The organism is Streptomyces drozdowiczii (assembly GCF_026167665.1).
Taxonomy (GTDB): Bacteria; Actinomycetota; Actinomycetes; order Streptomycetales; family Streptomycetaceae; genus Streptomyces; species Streptomyces drozdowiczii_A.
In genome coordinates, this window is record NZ_CP098740.1 from 344,023 (window position 1) to 363,005 (window position 18,983).

At 73.5% G+C, this 18,983-nt stretch carries 15 protein-coding genes; 6 read left to right on the forward strand and 9 right to left on the reverse strand.

Translation table 11 applies throughout. The features are described 5' to 3' along the window. Positions 1 to 9 precede the first annotated feature (9 nt). From NEH16_RS01605 to NEH16_RS01625, 6 genes are all read right to left on the reverse strand, one after another. Positions 10 to 1,866 (reverse strand): dipeptide ABC transporter ATP-binding protein, encoded by a 1,857-nt coding sequence (locus NEH16_RS01605; protein WP_265538587.1) that lies wholly within the window; start codon positions 1,864 to 1,866, stop codon positions 10 to 12. Beyond that, positions 1,863 to 2,612, reverse strand: a complete 750-nt coding sequence (locus NEH16_RS01610; protein ID WP_265538588.1) for an ABC transporter permease — start codon at positions 2,610 to 2,612, stop codon at positions 1,863 to 1,865. The genes NEH16_RS01605 and NEH16_RS01610 overlap by 4 nt, the downstream gene beginning before the upstream one ends. Positions 2,613 to 2,754: 142 nt before the next feature. Beyond that, complete coding sequence (locus tag NEH16_RS01615; protein ID WP_073967088.1) at positions 2,755 to 3,699, reverse strand: ABC transporter permease; 945 nt, start codon at positions 3,697 to 3,699, stop codon at positions 2,755 to 2,757. A gap of 1 nt (position 3,700) precedes the next feature. Then, on the reverse strand, positions 3,701 to 5,293 hold the full coding sequence (locus NEH16_RS01620; RefSeq protein ID WP_265538589.1) for an ABC transporter substrate-binding protein: 1,593 nt from the start codon (positions 5,291 to 5,293) through the stop codon (positions 3,701 to 3,703). Between the two features lie 300 nt (positions 5,294 to 5,593). Beyond that, complete coding sequence (locus NEH16_RS33815; RefSeq protein ID WP_361031313.1) at positions 5,594 to 5,677, reverse strand: putative leader peptide; 84 nt, start codon at positions 5,675 to 5,677, stop codon at positions 5,594 to 5,596. Between the two features lie 88 nt (positions 5,678 to 5,765). Beyond that, on the reverse strand, positions 5,766 to 6,971 hold the full coding sequence (locus NEH16_RS01625) for an ROK family transcriptional regulator (protein ID WP_265538590.1): 1,206 nt from the start codon (positions 6,969 to 6,971) through the stop codon (positions 5,766 to 5,768). Between the two features lie 569 nt (positions 6,972 to 7,540). Between NEH16_RS01625 and NEH16_RS01630 the strand changes: the two genes are divergently transcribed. The 6 genes from NEH16_RS01630 (at position 7,541) to NEH16_RS01655 (ending at position 15,133) form a co-directional block, all read left to right on the forward strand. Continuing rightward, complete coding sequence (locus NEH16_RS01630; protein WP_265538591.1) at positions 7,541 to 8,491, forward strand: TauD/TfdA dioxygenase family protein; 951 nt, start codon at positions 7,541 to 7,543, stop codon at positions 8,489 to 8,491. Then, a complete protein-coding gene (locus NEH16_RS01635; RefSeq protein WP_265538592.1) occupies positions 8,488 to 9,948 on the forward strand; it encodes a sulfatase-like hydrolase/transferase in 1,461 nt (486 codons plus the stop codon). The genes NEH16_RS01630 and NEH16_RS01635 overlap by 4 nt, the downstream gene beginning before the upstream one ends. Positions 9,949 to 10,077: 129 nt before the next feature. After that, a complete protein-coding gene (locus NEH16_RS01640; RefSeq protein WP_265538593.1) occupies positions 10,078 to 11,040 on the forward strand; it encodes a quinone oxidoreductase family protein in 963 nt (320 codons plus the stop codon). A gap of 38 nt (positions 11,041 to 11,078) precedes the next feature. Beyond that, positions 11,079 to 11,696: a TetR/AcrR family transcriptional regulator gene (locus NEH16_RS01645; RefSeq protein ID WP_265538594.1), complete on the forward strand. Its 618-nt coding sequence runs from the start codon at positions 11,079 to 11,081 to the stop codon at positions 11,694 to 11,696. A 195-nt stretch (positions 11,697 to 11,891) separates the two neighbouring features. Next, positions 11,892 to 13,526 carry a ribosomal protection-like ABC-F family protein gene (abc-f, locus tag NEH16_RS01650; RefSeq protein WP_265538595.1) on the forward strand — a complete coding sequence of 545 codons (1,635 nt, stop codon included), beginning with the start codon at positions 11,892 to 11,894 and terminating at the stop codon, positions 13,524 to 13,526. Then, positions 13,523 to 15,133: an ABC-F family ATP-binding cassette domain-containing protein gene (locus NEH16_RS01655; RefSeq protein ID WP_265538596.1), complete on the forward strand. Its 1,611-nt coding sequence runs from the start codon at positions 13,523 to 13,525 to the stop codon at positions 15,131 to 15,133. Before abc-f ends, NEH16_RS01655 begins: the two co-directional genes overlap by 4 nt. Here NEH16_RS01655 and NEH16_RS01660 read toward each other — a convergent pair. Genes NEH16_RS01660 through NEH16_RS01670 form a run of 3 tightly spaced genes read right to left on the reverse strand, consistent with a single transcriptional unit; the run spans position 15,130 to position 18,793 of the window. Then, entirely contained in the window at positions 15,130 to 17,262 is a 2,133-nt protein-coding gene (locus tag NEH16_RS01660) for a xanthine dehydrogenase family protein molybdopterin-binding subunit (protein ID WP_265538597.1), read from the reverse strand. The two genes, NEH16_RS01655 and NEH16_RS01660, sit on opposite strands and share 4 nt — an antisense overlap. Beyond that, positions 17,259 to 18,251: an FAD binding domain-containing protein gene (locus NEH16_RS01665; RefSeq protein WP_265538598.1), complete on the reverse strand. Its 993-nt coding sequence runs from the start codon at positions 18,249 to 18,251 to the stop codon at positions 17,259 to 17,261. Before NEH16_RS01665 ends, NEH16_RS01660 begins: the two co-directional genes overlap by 4 nt. Further along, positions 18,248 to 18,793, reverse strand: coding sequence for a (2Fe-2S)-binding protein (locus tag NEH16_RS01670; protein WP_265538599.1), 546 nt, complete (start codon positions 18,791 to 18,793; stop codon positions 18,248 to 18,250). Before NEH16_RS01670 ends, NEH16_RS01665 begins: the two co-directional genes overlap by 4 nt. Between the last annotated feature and the right edge of the window lie 190 nt (positions 18,794 to 18,983).

An 18,983-nucleotide genomic window follows, 5' to 3' on the forward strand; every position in this document is an offset into this window, starting at 1 on the left:
TGGGGCGGTTCATGCGAGGGCGCCCGTCTTCTCGGCGTGCTCGGTCCGGGCCGCCGGGGGCACGGGTTCGGGCGCGGCGGCGAGCAGGGCGCGGGTGTACGGGTCGCGGGGGTGCTCGCACACCTCGTCGGCGGTGCCGGTCTCCACGATCCGGCCCCGGTGCATGACGGCGATGCGGTGGCTGATCTGCCGGACGACCGCGAGGTCATGGGCGATGAAGACGAGGGAGAGGCCCAGGTCGCGCTGGAGGTCGGTGAGGAGTCCGGTGATCTGGGCCTGGACGGACACGTCGAGCGCGGAGACGGGTTCGTCGCAGATGAGGACGGTCGGCGCCGGGGCGAGCGCGCGGGCGATGCCGATGCGCTGGCGCTGGCCGCCGGAGAAGGAGCGCGGGTGGCGTCCGGCCACGGCCGGGTCCAGGCCCGCCAGTTCGAGGAGTTCCGCGACCCGCTCCCGGCGCGCCTCGCGGTCCCCGATGCCGAACGCGACGAGGGGTTCGGCGACGATCTCGCCCACCGTCATGCGCGGGTTGAGCGAGGCGTAGGGGTCCTGGAACACCATCTGGACCTGGCGGCGCACCGCGTGCAGCGCCCGGCGCGAGGGCCGGGTGATGTCCTCGCCGCGCAGCCGCAGGGTGCCGCCGTCGGCGGTGTGGGCGTGGGCGAGGACCCGGGCCAGGGTGGACTTGCCGGAGCCGGACTCGCCGACGATGCCCAGCGTCTCGCCCTCCCTGAGCGTCAGCGACACCCCGTCGAGCGCTGGCTCCCCGCGTCGCCGGGCGCCACGTCCCCCGTACGTCTTGGTGAGGCCGTCCGCCTCCAGGACGACCGCTCCGGGCGCGGGGCGGTCGATGCGGGCGGGCGGGGCCGGGGCGGGCAGGGGTTCGGTGCGTCCGGCGGCGGGGAGGCAGGCCACCCGTATGCCGTCGGCCACCCGCGTGAGCGGCGGGGTCTGTGTGCGGCAGCGGTCCTCGGTCAGGGTGCAGCGGTCGGCGAAGGCGCAGCCGTCCCCGAGGAGCGTGAGGTCGGGCGGGCTGCCGGGGATGCCGGTGAGCCGGGTCCCGGACGGGGTGGCGAGGCGCGGGACGGCCGCCAGGAGTCCGGCGGTGTACGGGTGGCGGGGGCGGGTGAGCACTTCGGCGGTGGGCCCGTCCTCGACCACGGTGCCGCCGTACATGACGAGGACCCGTTCGCAGGCGCGGGCGACGACGCCCATGTTGTGGGTGATGAGGACGAGGGCGGTGCCGGTCTCGCGGTTGAGGTCGCCGAGCAGGGCGAGGATCTGGTCCTGCACGGTGGCGTCGAGTGCGGTGGTCGGCTCGTCGGCGAGGAGGACGTCGGGTTCCCCGGCCAGGGCCATGGCGATGAGGATGCGCTGGCGCTGGCCGCCGGAGAACTGGTGCGGGTGGTCGTCGGCGCGCCGGTGCGGGTCGGGGATGCCGACCCGGTCCAGGAGTTCGACGGTACGGGCGCGGCGGGCGGCCTTGTCGTGGTTGCCGTGGGCGCGCAGGGCCTCGTCGATGTGGCGGCCTGCGGTGAGCACGGGGTTGAGGGCGGTCATCGGGTCCTGGAAGACCATGCCGATGCGGGCGCCGCGCACCGCGCGCAGCTCGGTCTCGTCGGCGGCGGCGAGGTCGCGCCCTTCCAGGCGGACCGTGCCGGTGGTGATGCGGCCGGTGCCGGGCAGCATGCGGTTCAGGGCGAGCGCGGTGGTGGACTTGCCGGACCCGGACTCGCCGACGACGGCCAGGGTCTCGCCCCGGCGCAGGGTGAAGGAGACCCCGCGCACGGCGCGCAGCGGTGAACCGTCGGGTGCGGTGAACTCGACGCCGAGGTCGCGGACTTCCAGCAGCTCGGGGGCGGTCATCGGCGTATCTCCCGGTTGAGCGCCTCGGCGATGAGCGAGAGTCCGAGGACGAGCGCGGTCACGGTGATCAGGGGCCCCGCGGCGAAGTGCGGGGACTGGGCGAGATAGGGCATGGACTGGCTGAGCACGGCACCGAGGGTGGGTTCGGGCGGCCGGACGCCGACGCCGAGGAAGCTCATGGCGCCCTCGATGAAGACGGCGACGGTCAGCGAGACGGCGATCTGCACGACGAGCGGGTCGGCCGCGTTGGGCAGGATGTGCCGGACCAGCACCCGGGTGCTCGAACCGCCGCCGACCCGGGCGGCCGTGACGTACTCGCGTTCCCGCTGTACGAGGACGCCGCTGCGCAGCAGCCGGCCGAAGACCGGGACCTCGGCGAGGGCGATGACGAGTACGACGGGGACGCGTCCGGGGCCGAGGATCGCGGTGACGGCGAGCGCCAGGATCAGCCCGGGGAACGCGAGGAGCAGGTCGAAGACGCGCTGGACGACGGTGTCGGCGACCGGGTGTGCGGCGGCGGCCAGGGCGAGCAGGCAGCCGAGTGCGGCACCGGCGGGTACGGCGATCGTGATGATGGTGAGGTCGGTGCGGATGCCGTACAGCACCCGGCTGAGCAGGTCGCGCCCGAGGTCGTCGGTGCCCAGGAGGTGTCCGGGCGTCCCGGGCCCGGCGAGGCTCTGGCCGCTCTGGTCGGTGGGCCCGTGGCCGGCGAGCAGCGGTGCGAGGAGTCCGGCGAGGACGATCACGCCGACGAGGACGAGGCCGGTGCGGGCGCGGGCGGTGGACAGGGCGGTGCGGTAGGGGTGGCGGGGGCGGGCCGTGGTGCGCGGCTTGCGGGTGGCCGGGGCGGCGCGGCGGTGAGGAGGTCGGTCGTCTGGGTCATCAGGGTTACTCCCACCTGATCCGGGGGTCGAGCCAGGCGTACACGAGGTCGGTGAGCAGCTGGACGAGGACGAAGACGCCGACCAGGAGCAGCAGCAGGTCCTGGACGACCGGGTAGTCGCGGCGTTGGAGGCCCTGTTCGGCGAGTTGTCCGAGGCCGGGCCAGGCGAAGATCGCCTCGACCAGGACGGCCCCGCCGAGCAGGTTCCCGACCTGCATGCCGAGCAGGGTGACGACGGGCGGCAGGGCGTTGGGCAGGGTGTGGCGCCAGAGCAGGCGGCGCGGGGCGATCCCGGCGGCGGTGGCGGTGCGGATGTAGTCCTCGGCGAGGCCGCGTTCGATGCCGTCCTTGAGGTAGCGGCCGAGGACCGCGGCGCTCGGGAGCGCCAGGCAGAGCGCCGGCAGCACGAGGTACTGGGCGGCGAGGTCCGGGGCGGTCAGGAAGGCGACCCGGCCGCCGGGCGGCAGTACGGGGAGCGCCACGGCGAAGACCAGGACGAGCAGCACGCCGCTGACGAAGGGCGGCACGGCCAGGGCGGCGGTGGTGATGACGCGCACGGCGGCGCTCAGCCACCGGTTGCGCGAGGTGGCCCCGATGACGCCGAAGGCCGTACCGAGCACGATCACGAAGAGGAGGGCGGCGACGGTGAGTTCGGTGGTGGCGCCGAGCCCGTCGCCGATGAGGTCGGCGGTCTGTCCGCCGATCGCGTACGAGGGTCCGAGGTCGCCCTTGAGGAGCGAGCCGATCCAGTGGGCGTACTGGGAGAGCAGGGGTGCGTCGAGGCCGAGCCGTGCGCGGATCGCGGCGACGGTCGCCGTGTCCGCGTCGGGTCCGGCGAGCGCGGTGGCGGGGTCGCCGGGCACCAGCCTGAGGATGGTGAAGATCAGGAAGGAGGCGGCGACCAGGACGAGGAGGGCGGACGGCAGCCGCCGGAGCAGGTAGCTGCGCATGTCACACCAGGTAGGCGTTGTCGAGGTTGAGGTAGGAGAACTTGTTGAGCGTGACGCCGTGCAGCCGGGCCGCGGAGACCTGGAGCTGTCCGCGCACGACGAGGTCGATGAGGAACGCCTCGTCCAGCAGGATGGAGGAGATCTTCCGGTGCAGGGCGTTGGCGGCGGCCGTGTCGGTCTCGGGCTCGGTCCATGCCTCCCGCACGACCTCGGTGTAGGTGGCCGAGCGGTATTTGCTGGTGTTCTTCGCCTCGTTGAAGGGGTATGCGCTGACGGCCAGGGTGGAGGGCTGCACCTGGGCGAATCCGTGGCCGAGGGACCACAGGGCGGGCATGCCCTGCGAGATCAGCTTCTTCTGCGCGGTGGCCCCGTCGGTGGGCTGGAGCGTGACGTGGACGCCGACCTGCTTGAGGTCGTACTGGATGGACTCGGCGATGGCCGTCTCGCCGGGCAGCGCGATGTGCAGCATGGGCAGGTCGAGCCTGGTGTGCCCGGCGGACTTCAGGAGTTGCCGGGCCTTCGCGGGGTCGTGCGTGTAGTGGGTGCGGTTGGCCTCGCTGTACGCGGGTGAGGACTTGGGCCAGGGCGCGGCGGAGGCGAGGCCGTAACCGCCGAGGGTCTGGGCGACGAGCCGGTCCCGGTCGACGGCCCAGGCGAGCGCCTGGCGGACGGTGCGGTCGTTGAGCGGGGTGACCGTGGTGTTGACGCCCAGGTAGATGGCGCCGGCGCCGGTGTCGTAGTCGCTGATGGTGAGCCCGTTGTCGGTCTTGACGACGCCGAGGCTCTTGCCGGGCACGTCGAAGGAGAGCTGGGACTGGCCGGAGCGCAGGGACGAGATCAGCGCGTCGGCCTGGGCTATGACCCGCAGTTCGACCCCGTCGAGGTAGGGGCGGCCGGGCTGCCAGTACGCGTCGTTGCGGGCGAGGCTCAGACCGGCGCCGGGGCTCCACTTCTTCAGCTTGAACGGGCCGGTCCCGATGAACTTCTTTCCGGCGACGGCGTCCTCGACGCTCTCCGAGTCCGCGATGATCATGAACTCGAACAGGTCGAAGAGGTTGTTGACCGGGTGCGCCAGCTTGAGCACCAGCTCGTGGTCGCCGCGCTTCTCGAATCCGGTGATGGCGGCGGCCGTGCTGCGCAACTGAGCTGCTCTCACCGGGTTCTGAAGGTTCTTCACCGCGAAGATCACGTCGTCGGCGGTGAACTCGCGGCCGTTGTGGAAGGTGACGTCGTCGCGCAGCCGGAGCGTGATACTGCGTCCGTCCTTGGCGTACGTCCAGGAGCTGGCGAGTTCGGGTTTCGGGTGGAGGCGGTCGTCGTAGCGGGTGAGGGTGTTGTAGAGCAGGCGTTGCTGGAGGGACTGGTTGCTCTGCGCGAAGAGCAGGGCGGGGGTGAAGTCGGCGTTCACGGCGATGTTCAGCACACCGCCGCGTCGTGGTGCGGCGCTCGCGCCCTTCGGGGCGGACGAGGTCTCCGACACGGCCGAGCGGCAGCCCGCGAGGCCCAGTCCGAGGAGCAGGGCGCCGCCGCCCGCGGCGCGGAGCGTGGAGCGCCGGGACGGTCCGGAGGGCGTGAGGGGGTACAGCTCGGTCATCGATGCCTGCCTGTGACGGTGGGAAGAGGGAAGGGAGGAGCGCGCGGCGGAGCGCGTACGCGTATTCGTTCCGCTGCGGGAGGAATGGAGCGACGGGGATGCGCTGCGCGAAAGGCGCACCGGACCGGGACCGCTGCGGCGGCCCTACGGAATCGGCGCGGGTAGGCGTGAAGGGCTCCCGCGACGCACGGGAGCGGGAGAAGCCGAACGGAGAAGGGGGTTCCCGGGTCTCAGCGGGTCGGTGTCACCCGTGAGAGGTCAGCGGAGCGGGGCCGTGGGGCCGCGCCGCCGCGGTCCGGGTCAGCGGCGGACGGCACAGACCGCGCTGGCCTGTCGACAGAGGTCGACGTGCCTGCGGGAGACGAGGCGCTTGTCCGGGTTCACGGGAGCAATATGACAGCGGCCTCGCCGGACGGTCAACCTGCGTGGTCCGCATCCTGGTACGAAGTGCTTTCCCCCGTCCGGTGGCCGACTAGCGCACGGAGGCCGTCAGGGGGCTTCTGAACAGGGGGTTCAGGACGACGGCACCGGCCGCGACCGGGAGGACGGCCGTCCCGGCATGCGGACTGACGATGCGTTCGGGGTCCTGGCAGACGTGCGAGTGGTCGACCGCTGCGCCCCTGATCTCCTCCAGGTACTCCGGGTTGGTCAGGCTGGCGTGCTCGGTGACGACCACGAGGTCGGGGTTGAGGACGTCGAGCAGCAGGGCCGTGGCCCGGCCGACCGCGCGGGCCCGTTCGCGGAGCAGCCGGTCGGCGCGCCGGTCCCCGGCCGCCGCCGCGTCCACCACCAGAAAGGCGTCGGGCCAGGGCACGATGCCCCGCCGCACGGCGGTCCGCGCCATCGCGGTGTTCGAGGCGGTCGCCTCCAGGCAGCCCGAGCGCCCGCAGGGGCAGACCACCGTGGAGTCCGGCACGGGCAGGTGAGCCACGTCCCCGGCACCGGACCCGGGCCCCTGGTGCACCAGGCCGGTGATGCCGAGTGCCGCGTCGACCACGTTGCCGATGAACAGGTGGACCAGGCTGCGCCGCGCCTCGGGCCGGCCGAACAGGATCTCGGACTGGGCGACGGCCCGGGCGTGGTTGTCGACGCGCACCTCCAAACCGCCCAGTTCACCGGCGAGTTCGGCAGCGAGAGGGCGGCCGGCCCAGCCGAGCGTGTGGTGCCGCACGGCCGTGCCCGAGACCGGGTCGACCCAGCCGCCGAGGGCCGCGCCCACCCCCAGCAGCGGCCGGTCGCGCCGGACGTCGTCCAGGAAGGCGCGCAGCCCGCGCGCGATCCTCGGCGGCAGGTCCCCGGCGGCGATGCCGTCGTGCGGGAAGGTGCGCCGGTCGAGCAGCCGGCCGCGCAGGTCGAGCAGGCCGAAGGTCGACGCGGGCACCCCGATGTGCACCCCGGCGACCAGGGGTCCGTCGCTCTCGCCGGTGTGCAGGTCGACCGGGATCTGCGGCCGGCCCACCCCGTTGCCGACGGTCAGCTCGGGCAACTCCCGCACCAGGCCCAGCCGTACGAGGTCGGTGCACTGGCGTGACACGGCGGCCTGGCTCAGCCCGGAGCGGTCGGCGATCGTCCGGCGGGCGACGGGGCCGTGGTCCAGGACGGTGCGCAGCACGGTGGCGGCGTTGGTCTCGCGCCTTCCGTCACCGGTCGCGCGGAAGAGGCGGGGGGCGGCGGTCATGGGGGCCTTCCTTCGGTCCTGCGCCCGGTGGGGCGCTCGCAACGTTACGGCGGCGTGAATTCGCACGGGGCCGGTGGCCGGGGCCGGGGGCGGCGCCCGCGCACTGCCGGGTCTCATGGGTGAATTCCCAGGTCAGCGAGGGCTTTTGGGCGCTCCTCGAAGGTGTTCGGTGACCCCGTGCAGGCGCCGATTGAACCACTGCCGAACGCCCCGCGGGGTGCCGGCGGGTGCTTGACGTACCCGGTGGGGCGCTGCGAGTCTCCGGGACATGTTCGCGACGGCACTCACCGATGCGCGGCCCGCCCGCGCCGGCCGCCCCGCTCCTCAGCCCGTGTGTCCGGGCCCCTGTACCGCCGCCTGACCTCACCGGCGTACCACCGCACCGCGCTCCCTCTCCTGGCCCGGCGATTCCGCTGAGTCGGCAACTCCGCGCACCGTAGCTCCGGGCAGTGCACCGTCTCCGCCCGTGGGCTCCTCCCGCCTCAATTAATTCCGCTCCACAATTAATCCGCCCGCCGTCGGCCGCGTCCAGCGCCCGGCCGCGACGGGCAACCTCGAAGGGAAACCCCATGTCCTCCACCACCACCGCCCCCGCCGTCACCGTCCAGCAGCTCGGCGGCCGTATCGGCGCGGTCATCTCGGGTGTACGGCTCGGCGGCGATCTCGACCCGGAGACGGTGGCCGCCGTCCGGGCCGCGCTCCTCGCCCACAAGGTCGTCTTCTTCCGGGAGCAGGACCACCTGGACGAGGAGAGCCACGAGGCGTTCGGCCGGCTGCTCGGCACGCCCGTCGCCCATCCGACCGTGCCGTCCGCCGACGGGCGGTATTCGCTCGGCATCGACTCCGACCACGGCGGCCGGGCCAACCAGTGGCACACCGACGTCACCTTCGTCCCCGCCTACCCGGCCTTCTCCATCCTGCGGGCCGTCGTGATCCCCCCGTACGGCGGCAACACCCTGTGGTCCAACACGGCCGCCGCCTATGCGGAGCTGCCCGAGCAGCTGCGCACCCTGGCGGACGGGCTGCGGGCCGTCCACTCCAACGACTACGACTACGTTTCCGTGCGCCCCAACGCCCTGCCGGAAGCACTCCAGCAGTACCGCGAGGTGTTCACGTCGACCAAGTTCCTCACCGAGCACCCGGTGGTCCGCGTGCACCCCGAGACCGGCGAACGCGTCCTGCTGCTGGGCAACTTCGTGCAGCGGATCAGCGGCCTGACCGGGCGCGACTCGCGGGCCCTGGTCGACCTGTTCCAGTCGCACATCGAGCGCCCGGAGAACACCGTGCGCTGGGACTGGCAGGTGGGCGACGTGGCGATCTGGGACAACCGCGCCACCCAGCACTACGGCGTGGACGACTCCGACACCCACGAGCGCAAGCTCCGCCGCGTCACCATCGACGGTGACGTCCCGGTCGGCGTCGACGGCCGCTCCTCCACCCTCCTCAGCCCCGAGGCGGTGCCGGACCCGTCCTTCGGCATCCCGTCCGGCGCCTCCACCGCCGAGGCGACGGCTGCGTGAGCGAGCACTCCCCGATCCCGGAGGGCGGCGTCCCGGCGCCGCCCTCCGGGCCACGCCCGCAGGTGATCGTGGTCCTCACCGACCAGCAGCGCTGGGACACGGCCGGGGTGCACGGCAACCGGGCCGGTGTGACACCCGAGTTCGACCGCATCGCCCGCGAAGGCACCCTCTTCGAGCAGGCGGTCACCCCCAACCCGGTCTGCGCGCCCGCCCGTTCGTCGCTCCAGACCGGCCGCTACCCGACAGCCACCGGTGTCTTCCGCAACGGTCTGCCGCTCCCCGGCGACATCCCCACGCTGGCCGGCGAGTTCGCGGCGGCCGGATACGCCACCGGCTACATCGGGAAGTGGCACCTGGCGGGCGACGACAACCCCGACGGGCCGGTGCCGCCGGCCCTGCGGGGCGGTTACGGTACCTGGCTGGCCTCCGACCGGCTGGAATTCACCTCGGACGCGTACCGCACGGTGGTGCACGACGAGGACGGCGAGCCGGTGCGGCTGCCCGGCTACCGTTCGGACGCCCTGATCGACGCGGCGATCCGGTTCGTCGCCGACCACCACGACCGGCCGTACCTCCTCTTCCTGTCGCTGTTGGAGCCGCACCACCAGAACCCCACCGACGACTACCCGGCCCCGGCGGGGTACCGGGAGCGGTACGAGGGTGCCTGGCTGCCGCCCGACCTGGCCGCGCTCTCCCCGGGGGCCGAGCAGGGCGGGGCGCACCGCCACCTCGCCGGGTACCTGGGCCAGATCAAGCGGGTCGACGAGGGGGTGGGCCGGCTGCGCGACGCCCTGCGGAGCCTGGGCACCGAGGAGCACACGGTCCTGGCGTGGACGGCGGACCACGGGTCCCATTTCCGTACCCGCAACAGCGAGTACAAGCGCTCGGCCCACGAGGCGTCGGTCCGGGTGCCCCTGGCGGTCACCGGGCCGGGCTTCAGCGGTGGCGGGCTCGTCCGTCGGCCGATCTCCACGGTGGACCTGATGCCGACCCTGCTCGCGGCGGCCGGCCTCCCGGTCCCGCCCGGCGTACAGGGGCGCTCCCTGCTGCCGCTGACCGGAGGCGGCCGCGATCCGGAGCGGCCCGGCTCCGTGTTCGTCCAGATCAGCGAGGACCGGGTGGGGCGCGCGGTGCGCACCTCGCGCTGGAAGTACGCCGTGGAGGCACCGGGCGCGGACGCCTGGAACGATCCTGGCGCGGACCACTACACGGAGACGGAGCTGTACGACCTGGCGGCCGACCCGTACGAGCTGGACAATCTCGTCGGCCTCGACTCGCACCGCGCGGTCGCCGACGAGCTGCGCCGGGAGCTCCTGGACTGGCTGGCCCGGATCGAGGGCGCGGAGCCCGCCGTCGTACGCGCCCCGGCACGGCCGTCCGGGCAGCGCCGGGCGGAGTCCTTCCCGGCCGGAACGCCGTGGGAGGGGGTCAGGTTCGGCCACAACCCGCGCGGGTGACATCGCGGGCGCGGGGATGTCCCGCCGCCCCGCAGACTGGACTTGCCGGTCCATTTTTGCCTTTCTACGGTGGCATGACCTCACCGCGGCACACGGCTCGCGGTGACGGCTCACGGAGAGGCACACCCGATGCACGCGATCCGCATCACCGAGCACGGCGGCCCCGAGGTCATGGCCTGGACCGAACTGCCGGACCCCGTCCCCGCCCCCGGCGAGGCCCTGGTCCGGCTCGGGGCCGCCGGGGTGAACTTCATGGACGTGGGCGCCCGCAAGGTGGGCGGCCCGGGCTGGGCCGCGCCGACCGTGCTCGGCGCCGAGGGCATGGGGTACGTGACCGCGCTCGGCGAGGGCGTCGAGGGGCTGGCCGTCGGCGACCGGGTGGCCTGGTACTACCACCCTGGCAGCTACGCGGAGCTCCTGGCCGTCCCGGCGGACCGGCTGGTCAAGGTGCCCGACGAGGTGCCGGACGAGACGGCGGCCGCGGTGATGATGCAGGGGCTCACGGCGAACCACTTCACCACCGAGACGTACGCCGTCGGCCCCGGCGACACCGCCGTGGTGCACGCCGCCGCCGGGGGCGTGGGGCTCATGCTGACCCAGATGATCAAGGCGCGCGGCGGCCGGGTCATCGGCCTGGTCTCCCGCCCGGAGAAGGCGGCCGTCGCCGAGGAGGCCGGTGCGGACCATGTCCTCGTGTCGTCCGGGGCCGGGTTCGAGGACCGGGTGCGCGAGCTGACGGACGGCGAGGGCGCCCATGTCGTGTACGACGGCGGCGGGACCTCGACGTTCCGGTCCTCGCAGCTGGCCCTGCGGCTGCACGGGGTGCATGCCTACTACGGCCCCTTCATGGGCGTACCGTCGCTCTCGGTGACCGATCTGCCGAGCAGCATCCTGCTGTCGTACCCGACCGTGCAGGACCATGTCCCCACCCGGGAGGCCCTGGTCGCCCGGTCCGAGGAGGTCTTCGCGATGGTGCGGGCAGGGCAGGTGTCCCCGCGCATCGGCGGGCGGTACGCGCTCTCGGACGCGGCACGGGCCCACAGCGACCTGGAGTCCCGCCGGACCACCGGGAAGCTGCTGCTGATCCCCTGAGCGCACGCCCGGACGACTGTGAGAGAGGGAGAGACATCGTGCCGCTGACCCCCAAGGGCGCCGCGACGAAACAGCGCATTGTCGAGGGCGCCGCCGCGGCGATCCGGCGGCAGGGTGTGTTCGCGCTGACGCTGGACGACGTCCTGGCGTTTACGTCGACCAGCAAGAGCCAGCTGTTCCACTACTTCCCCGGCGGGAAGGACGAGTTGATGCTGGCCGTCGCCCACCACGAGGCCGACCGGGTGATCGGCGACCAGCAGCCCGAGCTGGGCGCCCTGACCTCGTGGCCGGCCTGGCTGAGCTGGCGCGACAAGGTCGTCGCGCGCTACCGCGAGCAGGGCCGGGAGTGTCCGCTCGACATCGCGGTCTCCCGGATCGGACCGGCCTCGGCGGGCGCGCAGGCCGTCGCCACCGAGCTGCTGGAACGCTGGCAGGACGCGCTGGCCGCCGGAATCCGGCACATGCAGTCGATCGGGGAGATCGACGCCGACCGGGACGCGGACCGCTCGGCGGCGGCCCTGCTGGCCGGGATCCAGGGAGGTGTGGTGATCCTGCTGTCCACTGGCAGTCTGGGACACCTGGAGGCGGCCCTGGACCAAGGCATCGATGATCTGCGCCGCCGGAAACAAGAAGCCGTGAAGGGGCACGGCTGCTAAGATCGACGGGCCGTTCAGCGTGTACGAGGAGACCAGACATGGCAGGCGACGACGACATCTCCGGGTGATCCCGGAGCCCCATAGCCGCAGCGGGCGCCCAGGGCGCCGCCGCAGTGGCCATGTCGTTGTTCCCTCAGACCATTTCTCCGGGGCCGTGGTGTCTGCCGTCCCCGGATTCACACGCGAGGTCTCCGCATGTCCGACGCATCCCTCATCTGCTCGAACCTTTCCTTCTCCTGGCCGGACGACACCCCTGTCTTCTCCGGCCTCTCCTTCAGTGTGGGCACCGGCCGCACCGGTCTCGTCGCCCCCAACGGCTCCGGGAAGAGCACGCTGCTCAGGCTGCTGGCCGGTGAACTCCGCCCCAACGCCGGTTCCGTCACTGTCGACGGCACGCTCGGCTACCTCCCGCAGAGCCTCCCCCTCACCGGTGACCTGTCGGTCTCCGAGGTCCTGGGCGTCGACGCCGTGATCCGCGCGCTGGACGCCGTGGAGTCCGGTGACGTGGACGAGAAGCACTTCGCGGTCATCGGCGACGACTGGGACATCGAGGAGCGCACCCGCGCCCAGCTCGACCGGCTCGGCCTGGACGGCATCGCCCTGGACCGCGGCATCGGCACGCTCAGCGGAGGCCAGGTCGTCTCGCTCGGGCTTGCGGCCCAGCTACTGAAGCGGCCGGACGTCCTGCTCCTCGACGAGCCGACGAACAACCTCGATCTCGACGCACGGCACCGCCTCTACGACACGCTGGAGTCGTGGAACGGCACCCTGCTGCTCGTCAGCCACGACCGCGCGCTCCTGGACCGCATGGACCGCATCGCGGAACTCGGCACCTCCGAACTGCGGCTGTACGGGGGCAACTTCACGGCGTACGAGGAAGCCGTGCGGGCCGAGCAGGAGGTGGCCGAGAAGAACGTCCGCAACGCCGAACAGGAGTTGAAGCGGGAGAAGCGCGAGATGCAGCAGGCCCGCGAGCGGGCTGAGCGGCGCGCGAGCAACGCGGCCCGCAACCTCAAGAACGCCGGGCTGCCCCGCATCTTCGCCGGGAACATGAAGCGCGGCGCCCAGGAGGCCGCCGGCAAGTCCGGCCAGACGCACGCCTCCCGGGTCGGCGAGGCGCAGGCCCGCCTGGACGAGGCGGGGCGAGCGGTACGCGACGAGCAGCGCATCACGCTCGACCTGCCGGACACCGATGTGCCCGCCGGTCGTACCGTGCTCCTCGCCGAGCGGCTTCGGGTGCGCCTCGGCGGCCGGGAGCAGTTCTCCGGCGAGGGCGTCGACCTGACGATCCGGGGCCCCGAACGCATCGCCTTGACCGGGCCCAACGGCGCCGGCAAGAGCACCCTGCTGCGGCTGGTCAACGGGGACCTGGAGCCGGACGGCGGGTCGGTCAGGCGCGCCGACGGGCGGATCGCGTACCTCTCGCAACGGCTCGACCTGCTCGACCTCGGGCGCACGGTGGCGGAGAACTTCGCCGCGTACGCCCCGCACCGGGAGGAGGCCGAGCGGATGAACCTGCTCGCGCGCTTCCTCTTCCGCGGCGACCGCGCCCATCTGCCGGTCGGCGTGCTGTCGGGCGGCGAGCGGCTGCGGGCCACGCTGGCCTGTGTGCTGTGCGCGGAGCCGGCCCCGCAGCTGCTGCTCCTGGACGAGCCGACGAACAACCTGGACCTGGTGAGCGCGGGCCAGCTGGAGAGCGCGCTCGCTTCGTACCGGGGGGCGTTCATGGTGGTCAGCCACGACGAACGGTTCCTGGAACGGATCGGCGTGGGCAGGTGGTTGCGGCTGGCGGACGGGGAGCTGCGCGAGACGGGGGGACCGGAAGCATGAGCCGCGCCCTCCTCGCCCACGACCTGGTCCGCGTCCTCGGCACGAAGCGTGTCCTGGACGGGGTGTCGCTCACCGCGTCGCCCGGTGAGCGCATCGGCCTCATCGGTGAGAACGGTGTCGGCAAGTCGACACTCCTGCGGCTGCTCGCCGGGGTGGACGAACCCGACGCCGGAGAGGTCGTCCGCCCCGCAGACGTGGGGTTCCTGCACCAGGAGATGCCGTTCGACGCGGACTCCACCATCGCGGGCGTCCTGGACGACGCGCTGCGCGAGGCGCGGGCCGATCTCGCCGAGCTGGACCGCCTTTCCGGGCTGCTCTCCCGTACGCCGGACGACTCCCCGGAGCACGCGCGGCTCCTGGAGGCGTACGGCGGACGGCTCGAACAGGCCGAGGAGCGGGAGGTCTGGGACGCCGACCGGCGCGCGTCCGTCGTGCTCGGCGGGCTCGGGCTGGGCTCCCTGCCGCACGGGCGGACGCTCCGCTCCCTCTCGGGCGGCCAGCGCGGCCGGCTGGCGCTCGCCGCGCTGCTGGTGCGTCGGCCGGCCGCGCTGCTCCTCGACGAACCGACCAACCATCTGGACGACGAGGCCGCCGCGTTCGTGGAGGAGCAGCTGCGCGCGATGCCCGGGCCCGTGGTGCTCGCCGGCCACGACCGGGCGTTCCTGGACGCCGTCTGCACGGATCTGATCGACCTGGATCCGGCGGTGGACGGGCCGGTACGGTACGGCGGCGGGTACAGCGCGTACCTGGCGGAGAAGCGGGCGGAGCGGGCCCGGTGGGAGCGCCGGTACGCCGAGGAGCAGGAGGAGATCGGGGAGCTGCGCCGATCGGCCGCGGTGACCGCGCGGCAGGTCGCGCCCGACCGAGGGCCGCGCGACAGCGAGAAGATGGGGTACGGGCTGCGGGCGGGCCGGGTGCAGAGCCAGATCGCGCGCCGGGTGCGCAACGCCACCCGCCGGCTGGACGAGGCGGAGCGCCACCAGGTCGCCGAGCCGCCCGCCCCGCTGCGGTTCCGGTATCCGGAGCGGGCCGAGCCGTCCGAGCCGGGCACGCTGGTGTCCCTGCGCGGGGTGCGGTTCCCCGGCCGGCTGGCCGTCGACGAGCTGGACGTGGAGGCGTCCGACCGGCTGCTGGTGACGGGCGGCAACGGTACGGGGAAGTCGACGCTGATCGCGGTGCTCGCGGGTCGGCCGGTGGCGGCCGGTGAGGTGATCAGGCGGCCGGGCCTGACGGTCGGGGTGCTCGCTCAGGACAGCGTGTTCGCCCGGCCGGACCGTACCGTCGCGGACACCTACGTACGGGTGCTGGGCGCCGGGCGCGCGGAACTGGTGCCGCTGCTCTCGCTCGGGCTGCTGCGCGAGACGGACCTGGGCAAGGAGGTGCGGCAGCTGTCGGCGGGCCAGCGGCGCAGGCTCGCGCTCGCGCTGCTGATGGCCCGCCCGCCGGAGCTGCTGCTGTTGGACGAGCCGACGAACCACCTCTCCCCCGCGCTCTGCGACGAGCTGGAGGAGGCGTTGGGCCCGGGGCCGGGCGCGGTCGTGGTCGCCAGCCACGACCGCTGGCTGCGGCGTCGCTGGCGGGGGCGCGAAGTGCGGCTGGGTGATTAGGGGCGGTCCGCCGCCGCTCGCAGGACACGGTCCGGGCGGATCGGCAGTGCGCGGTGGCGTACGCCCGTCGCGTGCCACACCGCGTTGGCGATCGCGGCGGCGACGCCCACGATGCCGATCTCACCGATGCCCTTGATGCCGACGGGGTCGCCGGGCACCGGGTCGTCCACCCAGCCCGCCTCGATGAGCGGCGCATCGGCGTGGGAGGCGACGTGGTATCCGGCGAGGTCGGCGTTGACGTGCCCGCCGGTCGCCGCGTCGCGGACCGCTTCCTCGTGGAGCGCCATGGAGAGGCCCCAGGTCATGCCGCCGATGAGCTGGCTGCGCGCGGTCAGGGGGTTGACGATGGTGCCCGCCGCGAAGATGCCCAGCAGGCGGCGGGCGCGTACCTCGCCGGTGGCGACGTCGACGGCGACCTCGGCGAACTGGGCGCCGAACGAGTGCCGTTCCCGCTGCGGCAGGGCGGCGATGGCGTCGGCGGTGTCCGCGCGGGCGGTGATCCCCTCGGCGGGGATGCCGCCGCCCAGCGCCAGCCGTTCGCGGAGGTCGGCCGCCGCGAGGCGCACCGCCCAGCCCCAGGAGCGGGTGCCGGTGGAGCCGCCCGCGATCATCGCGTGGCCCAGGTCGCTGTCGCCGATGCGCACCTGGACGAGGTCCGGGTCCGCCTGGAGCGCTTCCGCGGCGACGAGCGTCATCGCGGTCCGGGCTCCGGTGCCGATGTCCGCCGCGTTCACCCGTACGGTGAAGGTGCCGTCGGCCTCGGCGGTGACGGCGGCGGTGGAGCGGCCGGCGCCCGAAGGGTAGGAGGCGGCGGCCGTCCCCGTCCCGATGAGCCAGCGGCCTTCGCGGCGCAGGCCGGGGCGCGGATCGCGGTCCGCCCAGCCGAAGCGGCGGGCGCCCTCCTCGAAGCAGGCGAGCAGATTGCGGCTGCTGAACGGCAGGCCCGAGACCGGGCCTGTGGCGGGTTCGTTGCGCGCTCGCAGCGCGATGGGGTCCACGCCGCACTTCTCGGCGAGTTCGTCGAGGGCCGACTCGATGGCGAAGGAGCCGGGTGCCTCGCCGGGGGCCCGCATCCAGGTGGGCGTGGGCACGTCGAGCCGTACGACCCGGTGCCGGGTGCGGTGCGCGTCGGCGTCGTAGAGGACGCGGCCGAGCACGGCGCTCGTCTCGATGAACTCGTGCACACCGGACGTGAGGTTCAGCGCCTCGTGGTCGAAGGCGCAGAGCCGGCCTTCGGCGTCCGCCGCGACCCTGACGCGCTGGGCGGTGGGGCTGCGGTAGCCGACGAGGGAGAACATCTGACGGCGGGTCATGGCGACGCGCACGGGGCGGTGCAGAGCAGTCGTCGCCATGACGGCGGCGACCTGATGGGCACTCAGCCCCTTCGACCCGAAGGCGCCGCCGATGTGTTCGGAGCGCACCCGCACCGAGGCGGGGTCCAGGGAGAAGAGCTGGGCGAGTTCTCCGGCCACCCAGGAGCTGCCCTGGTTGGAGTCGGTGACGTCGAGCCGGCCGTCGTCCCAGCGGGCGGTCGCGGCGTGCGGCTCCATCGAGCAGTGGTGTTCCTCCGGCGTCGTGTACTCGGCGTCCACGACGAAGGCGGCGTCCACGATCCGCGCCCGGACGTCTCCCTTGTCCGTGTCGGCCTCCACCATCGGGGAGTCCTCGGGCCGGTAGGCGTCGTCGCGGCCGGTGCGGAAGGCCACGTCGTGCGGTTCCTCCTCGTAGCCGACGACCAGTGCCTCGGCGGCTTCCCTGGCCTGTTCGGGGGTCTCCGCCACCACGAGGGCCACCGGCCAGCCCACGAACGGCACCCGGTCGTGCTGGAAGAGCCCGACGACCGGGTTGGGCCGGCCGAGCATGCCCACGTAGTCGGTGTGGACGCGCGGGGCGTTGCCGTGGTGGAGCACGGTGAGCACGCCCGGCATGGCGAGGACGGGTTCGTCCGCCACGGCGGTGATCCGGCCCCGGGCGATCGTGGAGAGGACGAGCCAGCCGTGGGCGAGCCGGGCGAAGGGGATCTCGCCGGCGTAGCGGGCGGCGCCGGTGACCTTGTCGCGGCCCTCCACCCGGGCGCGGCCCGAGCCCAGGGCCCCGGGGGCGGTGGTGGTGCCGGTCGTCGTGGTCATCGGGCGGCCTCCTCGGCGAGTCGGGTCAGCTCGGCGACGACGAGGTTGCGCATCAGCGTCACCTTGTAGCCGTTCTGGGGCAGGGGCCGGGCGGCGGCCAGTTCGGCGTCGGCCGCCGAGGCGAACGCGGCCGGGTCGGCCGGGCCGCCGGCCAGGGCCCGTTCGGCGGTACGGGCGCGCCACGGCCGGGAGGCGACGGCCCCGAAGGCGAGGCGGACGTCGCGCACGACTCCGTCGCGTACGTCGAGGGCGGCGGCGACCGAGCCGATCGCGAAGGCGTACGAGGCACGCTCGCGCACCTTGCGGTAGCGGGAGTGCGCGGCGGCCGGGGCGGGCGGCAGGGTGACGCCGGTGATCACGGCACCGGCGGGCAGCGCGGTCTCGATGTGCGGGGTGTCGCCCACGGGCAGGTAGAACTCCTCGATCGGCAACTCGCCCGGCCCGTCGGCCGTTTCGTACGAGACGACCGCGTCGAACGCCGCGAGGGCGACCGCCATGTCGGAGGGGTGCGTGGCGACGCAGTGTTCCGACGCGCCGAGGACGGCGTGGTTGCGGTGGTCGCCCGCGAGGGCGGGGCAACCGGTGCCCGGGGCACGCTTGTTGCAGGGTTTGGCGAGGTCGGCGAAGTAGCCGCAGCGGGTGCGCTGGAGGAGGTTGCCGCCGACGGTGGCCATGTTGCGCAGCTGCCCGGACGCCCCGGCGAGCAGCGCCTGGGCGAGGGCCGGGTAGTGGCGGCGTACGTCGGGGTGGGCGGCCAGGTCGCTGTTGGTGACGGTGGCGCCGATGCGCAGGCCGCCCTCGGGGCTGAACCCGACCTCGTCCAGGGGCAGTTCCCTCACGTCGACGAGGAGGCTGGGGCGCTCCACGCCCGCCTTCATCAGGTCGACCAGATTGGTGCCGCCGCCGAGGAGCCGGGCGCCGGGGTCGGCGCCGAGGAGGGCCACCGCTCCGGCGACGTCATGGGCCCGTTCGTACCCGAACTCCCTCATGCGACCGTCTCCTTGGCCTGGTCGGCGGCGCGGGCGACCGCCTGCACGATCTGGGTGTACGCCCCGCAGCGGCAGAGGTTGCCGCTCATGCGCTCACGGATCTCGTCGGGGGTGAGCGCGGGCGCCCCGGCCTCGGGCCGTACGTCCTCGGTGGCGGCGCTGGGCCAGCCGGCGGCGTGCTCCTCGATGACCGCGAGGGCGGAGCAGATCTGGCCCGGGGTGCAGTAGCCGCACTGGTATCCGTCGAGGTCGAGGAATGCCTGCTGCACGGGGTGCAGGCGGTCGCCGTCCGCGACGCCCTCGATGGTGGTGACCTCGCGCCCCTCGGCCGCCACCGCGAGCTGGAGGCAGGCCACGGCCCTGCGGCCGTCGAGCAGCACCGTACAGGCGCCGCACTGGCCCTGGTCGCAGCCCTTCTTGGTACCGGTCAGGTCGAGGCGTTCGCGTAGTGCGTCGAGCAGGGTGGTGCGGTGGTCGACGGTCAGCGTGTATTTTTCGCCGTTGACGCGCAGGGTGACGGCGCTGGACGTCGATGGGGCCATGTTCAGCCTTCTTTCGCAGGGGCTGGGCCGCTCCGCACGGGACGGTGTGCGGCCGGTGCGGGAGGCGGAGAGCGCGGCGTGCGGGTGGGGGGCCGACGGAAGCCGGTCGGTCAAGTGGCCTGATCCGGCGCTGCGGTGGAGGCAAGCGGACAGCTGTCCGCTTGGTTGTCGAACCTAACGGACCGCTGTC